We start from the raw sequence: 8,047 nt of genomic DNA on the forward strand, positions 1-8,047 counted from the left end.
CTCAGTCGGCCGCGAGGGCGGTCAGGATGCGTGTCAGGCCGAAGTCCCAGGCGGCGTCGACGTCGCCGCCGAGCCGGAACGCGCCGGCAAGCTCCATCGTGATGAAGCCGTGCGCCCAGGCGACGAGCATGCGAGCTGCCGGCAATGCGTCGTCGGCTCCGGTCAGTGCCTCCATCCGCGCCAGCAGGGTCGTGCTCGAGCGTCGTGATCGCGCCTCGGAGCCGGCGATGAGCGGGTCGGAGTTGAACATCAGGCCGTAGGCCGCCGGGTTCGCGCGGGCGAACCGGCGGTAGGCCGATGTCATCGCCCGCAGGTCGGTCATCCCGTCACCGGCCGAGGCCGCGGCCTCTAGGAGATCGGTCAGCTCGTCGGTCACCTGGTCGAGCACGAGCCCCATGACGTGGTACCGGTCCCGGACCCGCTTGTAGAGCGAGGGACTCTTCACCCCGACCTCGGTCGCGATGGCGCGCATGGTCAGCGCGGCCGCGCCACGCTCCTCGAGCAGCCGCCGGGCGGACGCCACGATCGCGGCTTCGGACGTCACCGCCGGAGCGGGCATCGCCATCACCTCCGGCACTCTCCGGGTTTTCCTTGCCATCCGCACCAAGGCTACATAGTGTAGCCATCACTGCGCGTCGGCGCGGGGATGAGCCAGAAGGAGCGCATGTCGTGAGGATCGCCGATGGGTTGCACCGAATCGGTTCGGACGTCGTCAACAGCTACCTCGTCGTCACCGGCGACGGGGTCACCGTGATCGACGCCGGCCTGCCCGGGTACTGGAAGTTGCTGCACGCCGAGTTGGCCGAGCTGGGACTGTCGCTCGACGACGTGCGGGCGCTGATCCTGACCCACGGCGACACCGACCACATTGGTTTCGCGGCCAGGCTGTACGCCGAGAAGGGCATCGCGGCGTACCTCCATGAGTCCGACGCGCCGCGCGCCCGGCTGGAGGTGAAGAAGCCGAACTCCGGGTGGGGTCCCGTCAAACCACGGCCCCTCGCCGGCTTCCTCTGGTACTCCGCACGGCACGGCGGACTCCGGATCCCGCCCGCAACCGGGCTCCAGCCGGTCAAGGACGGCGAGGTGCTCGACGTCCCCGGCGCACCACGGATCATCCACACGCCCGGGCACACGCCGGGCAGTGTCACCGTGCACGTTCCGGCTGTCGACGCGCTCTTCCTCGGTGACACGTTCACGACGAGGAACGTGCTGACCGGCGCAACCGGCCCGAAGCCGGCGCCGTTCACCCTCGAGCCGGACCAGGCGATCACGTCCCTCGACAAGCTCGCAGACGTGAACGCCACCTGGGTGCTACCGGGTCACGGGCCGGCATGGGACGGCGGCGCACCGGAAGCAGTACGCCTGATCCGCGAGTCCGCCGCCCACTGACCCGCACCAACACCCGCCGAGCACAGGACGGGATATCCCTCGCGTGCGGGGTTCTCTACTGATACACGACGGAGAACCCTCTAGCCGAGGGCTTATCCGTTCGGCACCCGGAGCGTGCAACGGGGTTGCGAGCTACTACCGGCGGTTCTCGATCGGTCGGGTCGCTTGGGAGGCCGGCGGCTAGGCCTGGTGGGGGTCTGCTCCGGGTTCTTTGGTGATGCGGTCGCCTACCTCGAGTTGTTTCCAGAGGTCGCGTTTCACCTTGACGTTGCGGACCTCGCCGCCGTCGAGTTCCACTTCGAGCTTGCGGTAGAGGTTCGCGCCGTCGTACATGGCCCGGGACTTCTTGACGACAACCCCGCTCCAGGCCCCTTCGTCAGCCATCAGCAACTCCTTCGTCACGGTGAGTCGCCAACGGTAGCTCAAGTCATCGCGAGGTCGTTGACGATCCGGGCGCCGCGGCGGCGTGCAGGAGGCGTTTCGGCCAGTCCTGGTCGTTGCTCCGGGCAATCGGATAGCCGGACGCCCAGGGCCCTTCCCAGCGTACGTCGATGCCCGGGTTGTGGATGCCGGTGCCGTCCGGGAGGAAGAGATGCGGGCTGCCCTGCACGGCGTCGGTGACGGCGACTGCGTGGTCGCCCATCACCGCGGATCGCGCCCGGCCGTCGTCGAGGGCCGCCGCCAGCTCGGTGGCGTCGACCGACTCGACGTCGGCCGCGATCTCGAGGATTGTCTGCCGATGACCGATCGGCCGGGACTCGAACCAGAAGCCCCGGCGAAGCGCCGCGTCGAGGTCCTCGGAGGCCTGCAGTCCCTGCGCCTTGGCGGCGTGGACGGCCTCGGCGGCGAGCAGCACCGTCGACGGGTAGGTCCAATCGGGCTGTGTCCACAGGCGGAACCCGATCTCCGGCGCGAGCTGACCGAGCCCGACCGCCTCACTGTCGGTCCCCGGCCGCGAGTGCGGGCCGTTGAACAGTTCCAGCGCAAATGTGTGGTGATCCAGCCGCACCGCGCCGTCCAGCCCGAGCTCCGTCCGAGTCGTCCGGAGCCGGTGAATCGCGACGTGCGCGAACGGGCACAGCAGGTCCGACCAGACCTGGATCGTCCCGGGTGCGACGTTCACTCGTCCTCCTGGTGATCGGCGCCGGACGGATTGCTGGTGAAGTGCTCCGGCGTGATGAGCACCGCCGTACGTCGATCCGCCACCATCTCCCGGTCGTACGCCTCCAGATCCGGATGTACGCCGCCCGCCGCGTGGTAGATGTCCCGCAGCAGCACGCGCAACCGCTCCGCGTCGATCCCTTCCAGCGGATCGTCCGGCCCGGCCAGTTCGACCGATCCGCTCACGCCGATCCACTCCCACTCCGCGCGGAACACCAGCGTCGCGGCGGGCGTACGTCGCAGATGCGTGAGCTTCGCCGTCCGGCCGCGCGCGACAAAGGCGACGACCGGTTCGCCGGTCACCGGGTGGTCGAGCACCCCGGCGTTCACCACCGATGCGGCCGGCTCACCAGATCGTCGCTGAGTAATGGCAACTGCCAGGAAATGATCCCGCTGTCCGAGTTCGTTGATCCGGTCGAGTCCGGCACGCGTGTCCATGCGCCGACCTTAACGGACCGTGGTCCGTTTCTCAATGCCCGAGTTGCCGTCAGATCGTCACGATCGCGGTGACGCCGAGCGCGATCCCGACGAGATAGGTGCCCATGGCACCGATATCGCGGAGCGGGCCGTGCGTCGCGAGCGTGGTGGACCGCAGCATGCCGAGCGCGTGCGTGAACCGGACGACGACGGCCGCGACGGCGAGTACGTCGATCAGCCAGCTGTCGGACAATGCCGAGCAGACCAGCAGCAGCACGATCATCGTCGGGATGTACTCGGCCGCGTTGCCGTGCGCACGGACCGCGATCAGCAGCCGGTCCGCGGGATCGCTCGGCAGTTGGTTGCCGTCCGTGCGGAGCGCGCGGTTCCGGGTGACGTTGGCGCCGAGCAGGAACAACAGGATGCCCATGAGGGCGATGCAGACAACGGTGATGGTGCTCATACGAGTGCTCCCTTGAATAGACTGCTGACGATCGTGTGGCTGAGGTGGGTCCCGAGCAGGGCGTCGGTCTTGTGCATGCCGCCGGGACAGGTGACGTTGACCTCGATCAGCCGGCCGTCGATCACGTCGAGACCGGCGATGACCAGGCCGTGCTTGCGTAGTACCGGTCCGAGTACGGCGACGATCGCGCGGTCGTGGTCGTCGATCTCGGCCGGTGCCACCGGCGGACCGATCCGGAAGTCGTCGACGGCCGGCCGCCGCAGGACCGCGCCGACGATCTCGCCGTCCAGCAGGAACAACCGCTTGTTGCCCTCCGCAACTGTCGGCAGGAACTGCTGCGCGATCACGTGCCGGCGCCCGCCGTGCGTGGCAGACTCCAGCAACGCGATCGCACTCCGGTCGTCCCGGACGAGCCACACACCGATCCCCGCGAACCCGTCGACGGGCTTCACGACCGCCGTGCCGACGCCCCGCACGAACGACCGCAGTGCTAGCGGATCGGCGCCGACGTACGTCGGCGGGCACAACTCGGGGAACTGCAGTGCGATGAGCTTCTCGTGCATCGCCCGGATCCCCTCCGGCCGGTTGATCACCCGCGTGCCCGCCGCTTCGACGAGATCGAGCAGGTACGTCGTGTGCAGGTACCGCGCGTCGACGGGCGGATCGATCCGCAGCTGCACCACCTCGAACGACGCGACGTCGACGACCGCGGTACCGAGCTCGTCCCACCACGTCGAGTCCACGATCCACCGATGATCACCACCGGCGACACGCGGCCGCAGCCGGATCCGCCGAGCCCGCGCGCACACCCGCCCGTCGACGACCGCGAGTTCCTCCGGGCAGCAGCACCAGATGTCGGCTCCCAGATCCTGCGTCGCACTCATCAACCCGACGCTGGCGTCGATATCGCCTTGCAGACCGGCCAACGGGTCGGTCACGAACAGCACGCCGGTCATGCCGCCACCTCCTGATCCAGTACGCCGGTCGCCGCCGCACGCCACCGCTCGGCGGAACACGACCCTTCGAGCACCCGCAGTACGTCGCGTCGGCGTACGTCGTCGTACATGAGCTGCCTGAGTACGGCGACCGCACGCTCCACTGCGTCTGGTTCGAGGGCGTCGAGGAAGCGCACCTCCAGGTACGTCCCGCGCGGGCGGGTCGGCGGGAACAGCGTGCTCACGTGCCCGACCGGCCCGTCGACGAAGACGGTGGCGGCCGCGGCGAAGGCGGCGTACGACGTGACCGGGTCCTCGTCGCGCAGCAGGCTGTCGTCGAACGCGGTACGCGCCGGGTCGACCGCCAACCAAGTCGCCAACCGGTCGCTGCGGTTGAACCGTGCCGCGAGGAACGGCCCGGCGAGGTTGAGCACCCGCCACTGCTCGATGCCTGCCTGCCCCGGCCACCAGTCCAGGCAGATCTGGGTGGATGCGGTACGGCGCATCATTCGCCGACCGGCTGGTCCGATGCGGTCGAAGTGCCGCTGCATCGCGACGTACCGCGCCGAGGTCAACTGCAACGGCACATCCTGTCGAGGGTCGACCGGGATTGCCTTTAGTGTGATCCCGGCCAGCCGACGCCGGAGGTCGGCAGTCAGCCGACGCAGATCGCCGATCGGATCGAGCGACGGGGGCAGGCTCAGTTCGAGTTGTCCGCCGGGCTCGAAGCTGACGTACGGCGCCGCGAAGGAAGCCTCTGCCGCCCGCCGCACTTCTTCGATCGGCACCACGCCGCCATCGGCCGCGGCAACGACGTACTCCTGCTCGATCGCGACCCGGACGGTCCGCCGCTGCCCCCGCGAGAACAGACCGGCCACCACCGGGTGCAGCTTCCTGGCCTCCATCGTCCCCTCCTGATACCGTAAGGATTCCTGTCAAATATTGGAAGGTATCCTTACGACATGTCAAGACCTCAGGTCTCGCGACTCGATCGGAAGCCGCTGATCTCGCTGGTTGAGCGTGCAAACCGGGCGCTGCAGTCGGACATGGTCCGCCGTGCCCACGCCGACGGGCACACCGAGGTGAAGATGGCTCACAACTCGGTCTTCGGCTTTCTGCACGCCGACGGCGCCCGAGCCGCCGACATGGCCGCGCGGGCCGGGATCACCCGGCAGTCGATGGGCGAGGTGATCCGCGACATGGTCGCGCTCGACCTGCTGGAGATGCGGTCCGACCCGAACGACGGCCGGGCCAAGGTGGTGACGTACTCCGAGCACGGACTGGCCGTGGCCGGCGACGGCTTCTCGTACTTGGGCGAGCTCGAGAGCCGCTTCGCCGAGGAGTTCGGCGAGGAGGAGTACGCCGTCGTGCGCGACGTGCTCGAGCGGCTGGTCGACGTCCTCGATCGGTTCGCGGCCGAGGAGAGCCAAGCCGCGAACACGGCCTGAGCGCATCTCATGGATTGAGAACAGTTGTCAGGGCAGGTCGGCGTGTCTATGCTTGCCCGAAGGTTGGGAGAACAGCCTGCGGACCATTCCGGTGCCGATCGTGTGCGACTCCCGACAGTCCCGTCCAGTGTTGACGGATCACGGGATCTCGTTCCAGGTCGTCGCATCCGGCAGGTAGTCCGCAGTAGTGCGCAGTACTGCATTGATGCACAGGGGACACCAATGACCCTCTACGTCGACCGGCAAGGTCACGTGATCAAGCGCACCACCTGGCTCGCGTTGACGGCACGGCCGGAGTACGTCGTGATCGCCAGCGACGCCGTCGCCGTCGAGGGGCACCAGGTACAAGTCATGACGATGTGGCTCGGACTGAATCTGCCGAGCAGGCCACGGGTCTTCGAGACCCTGCTGCACGCGGTCGGAGGCAACCGCCCGTGCCGGTGGATGTGGCCGAGTCTCCTGCAGGCGCAGGTGGGTCATCGTCAGGTCGTCGACGAACTCGCTACCGGGCAGCCGGCAGCGAGTGGGTCAATGTCAACCAGAAGCAACAACAGCCGATAACTGTGCCGATCAACGAGGGCAGAGGCGACATCACGGCACCTGGGTGTGTGCGGCGAGTAACGCGGGCCGGGTCACACCGAGGGCTCTCACCTCTTGATTCTCATGACGGCAGAACACCTTCCTGACACCAGGGCGTGTGCGACCGGAACTACGGGTCGGGTCACGTCCTGGTGTCACCACCTCTCGCGCCGGACTCGAAGGCGCGACTGTCGACCGCCGGCCGGCCGGTGTGCCGGGCGATCAGGGCAGCGGCCACGTCGCGGAGTTTGCGGTTGTGGTTCTGGGAATGCCGGCGCAGCAACTCGAACGCGGTGCGGGCATCGCACTTCTCCTGGCCCATCAGCAGCCCGAGTGCCTGGTCGATCACCGACCTCGACGCGAGCGCCTGCTCCAACTGCTCACCCAGCTCCGACTGCCGTACTGCACGCGCCGCGAAGGCCAGCGTGGTGGCGGCTTGTTCGGCGTACGCCGTCGCGCGCTCGCGGTCCGCCTCACTGAAGGTGTCCGGCCGCTCGTATCCGTACAGGTTCATCGCGCCGATCGTCTGCCCGTCGACGATCAGTGGAAGGGCGAGTGAGGCCTTGACTCCGGCTTTCCGTGCCGCGTCGACGTACTGCGGCCACCGGTTCTCGTCCAGATAGTCGGCGACATCCACGGGGGCGTCGCTGGCCAAGGCGTCCAGGCAGGGCCCTTCGCGGAGGCTGTACTGCTGCTCGTCGATCCACGCTGCCCGGGCGTCGCTGCTCACGATCGTCTGCGGCTGTCCGTCGTACCGCGTCGTGATCCCGCAGGATGCCGGCGGCTCGACGATCTTGGCCGCGACATCGACCAGCTTCGCGAGCAGCTCCTCGAGCCCTGGCGCGCCGAGCAGCAGCGAGTGCAGTGAGCTCAGCGCGTCGACCAGCGGCGCATCACCCTTGTCATCCGCTCTGTCATCCACCGTGTCACCTCCGGGCGACCGGAGAACCTCCCCGCCTCCACGCTACGCCGCTCGGCGCAGTTGGGCGCCGGAGATCAGCCTTCGTCTTCGGCCGGTGGCAGAGTCGGGTAGTCGCCGATCGGGTAGAGGCCGACCGTGAAGCCGTACGTCGTGTCGCCGGCGCGGGGGAGCTGGTCGAACGTGTGGATCAACGTGTCGACCTGCTGCCAGAACTCCGCGGCGCGCTCCTCGGGAATGCGGGCGTGCCGGATGAACGAGCGCATCTGACCCGCGTCGTACGCCGGTTTCGACTCCTCGGCCGCGACCTCGAAGTCGTTGAAGTCGTGCGGCAGCTGTCCATGGTCGCCCTGCCGGCCGAGCCCGACGAAGAACATCCGCGCCGCACGCCCGTAGAACCGCTCCTCGATCGCCCGCACCTTCCGGGTCCGGACCACCTGCAGGATGCCCGCGTCGGCGAGCACCTTCACGTGGTGCGCGACCGTGCTCTTCGGCCGCCCGACCGCTGTTGCCAGCTCCGTCACGGTCGCCGCCCGCTCGTGCAGCAGCCCGAGAATCGTCGTCCGGAGCGGATCGCTGATCGCCCGCACCTGCTCCGCGGTCGTCAGCTCGACAGTGTCCGCCAGCTCGTAGTCAGGGACGGTCACTAGGGCACCATCCTTGCTGTGGGCACCGATATGGTGCTTGCTGTTGGGACTCGGCGGGAGCCGGGGTGACGGTCTAGGTCGGTCGCTCG

12 protein-coding genes are annotated in these 8,047 nt (G+C 68.3%); 3 read left to right on the forward strand and 9 right to left on the reverse strand.

Going from position 1 to position 8,047, the window contains the following annotated elements; all coding sequences use genetic code 11:
* Position 1: 1 nt before the first annotated feature.
* Positions 2-559, reverse strand: a complete 558-nt coding sequence (locus EV651_RS12455; protein ID WP_133785281.1) for a TetR/AcrR family transcriptional regulator — start codon at positions 557-559, stop codon at positions 2-4.
* 110 nt (positions 560-669) lie between these two features.
* Here EV651_RS12455 and EV651_RS12460 point away from each other — a divergent pair, with 110 nt between their 5' ends.
* The gene (locus tag EV651_RS12460; protein WP_133785282.1) at positions 670-1,389 is read left to right on the forward strand and encodes an MBL fold metallo-hydrolase; all 720 of its coding nucleotides are present in this window, start codon (positions 670-672) and stop codon (positions 1,387-1,389) included.
* A gap of 180 nt (positions 1,390-1,569) precedes the next feature.
* Here the strand turns inward: EV651_RS12460 and EV651_RS12465 are convergent, their stop codons facing one another.
* Genes EV651_RS12465 through EV651_RS12490 form a run of 6 tightly spaced genes read right to left on the reverse strand, consistent with a single transcriptional unit; the run spans position 1,570 to position 5,270 of the window.
* Complete coding sequence (locus EV651_RS12465) at positions 1,570-1,773, reverse strand: hypothetical protein (protein WP_133785283.1); 204 nt, start codon at positions 1,771-1,773, stop codon at positions 1,570-1,572.
* Positions 1,774-1,816: 43 nt separating this feature from the next.
* Positions 1,817-2,512 carry a DsbA family protein gene (locus EV651_RS12470; RefSeq protein ID WP_133785284.1) on the reverse strand — a complete coding sequence of 232 codons (696 nt, stop codon included), beginning with the start codon at positions 2,510-2,512 and terminating at the stop codon, positions 1,817-1,819.
* The gene (locus tag EV651_RS12475) at positions 2,509-2,988 is read right to left on the reverse strand and encodes a pyridoxamine 5'-phosphate oxidase (protein ID WP_133785285.1); all 480 of its coding nucleotides are present in this window, start codon (positions 2,986-2,988) and stop codon (positions 2,509-2,511) included. Before EV651_RS12475 ends, EV651_RS12470 begins: the two co-directional genes overlap by 4 nt.
* A 49-nt stretch (positions 2,989-3,037) precedes the next feature.
* On the reverse strand, positions 3,038-3,430 hold the full coding sequence (locus tag EV651_RS12480; protein WP_133785286.1) for an MAPEG family protein: 393 nt from the start codon (positions 3,428-3,430) through the stop codon (positions 3,038-3,040).
* Positions 3,427-4,386, reverse strand: coding sequence for a glutathione synthase (locus EV651_RS12485; protein ID WP_133785287.1), 960 nt, complete (start codon positions 4,384-4,386; stop codon positions 3,427-3,429). Before EV651_RS12485 ends, EV651_RS12480 begins: the two co-directional genes overlap by 4 nt.
* A complete protein-coding gene (locus tag EV651_RS12490) occupies positions 4,383-5,270 on the reverse strand; it encodes a glutamate-cysteine ligase family protein (RefSeq protein WP_133785288.1) in 888 nt (295 codons plus the stop codon). The genes EV651_RS12485 and EV651_RS12490 overlap by 4 nt, the downstream gene beginning before the upstream one ends.
* Positions 5,271-5,327: 57 nt before the next feature.
* Here EV651_RS12490 and EV651_RS12495 point away from each other — a divergent pair, with 57 nt between their 5' ends.
* Both EV651_RS12495 and EV651_RS12500 read left to right on the forward strand, forming a co-directional pair.
* A complete protein-coding gene (locus tag EV651_RS12495; protein WP_133785289.1) occupies positions 5,328-5,813 on the forward strand; it encodes a MarR family winged helix-turn-helix transcriptional regulator in 486 nt (161 codons plus the stop codon).
* Positions 5,814-6,035: 222 nt separating this feature from the next.
* Entirely contained in the window at positions 6,036-6,374 is a 339-nt protein-coding gene (locus EV651_RS12500) for a hypothetical protein (protein WP_133785290.1), read from the forward strand.
* Between the two features lie 160 nt (positions 6,375-6,534).
* Here the strand turns inward: EV651_RS12500 and EV651_RS12505 are convergent, their stop codons facing one another.
* Together EV651_RS12505 and EV651_RS12510 are read right to left on the reverse strand one after the other, a co-directional pair.
* A complete protein-coding gene (locus EV651_RS12505; RefSeq protein WP_238156838.1) occupies positions 6,535-7,314 on the reverse strand; it encodes a GAF and ANTAR domain-containing protein in 780 nt (259 codons plus the stop codon).
* 74 nt (positions 7,315-7,388) lie between these two features.
* Complete coding sequence (locus EV651_RS12510; protein WP_133785291.1) at positions 7,389-7,958, reverse strand: transcriptional regulator; 570 nt, start codon at positions 7,956-7,958, stop codon at positions 7,389-7,391.
* Between the last annotated feature and the right edge of the window lie 89 nt (positions 7,959-8,047).

Source organism: Kribbella sp. VKM Ac-2571 (assembly GCF_004362255.1).
GTDB lineage: Bacteria > Actinomycetota > Actinomycetes > Propionibacteriales > Kribbellaceae > Kribbella > Kribbella pratensis.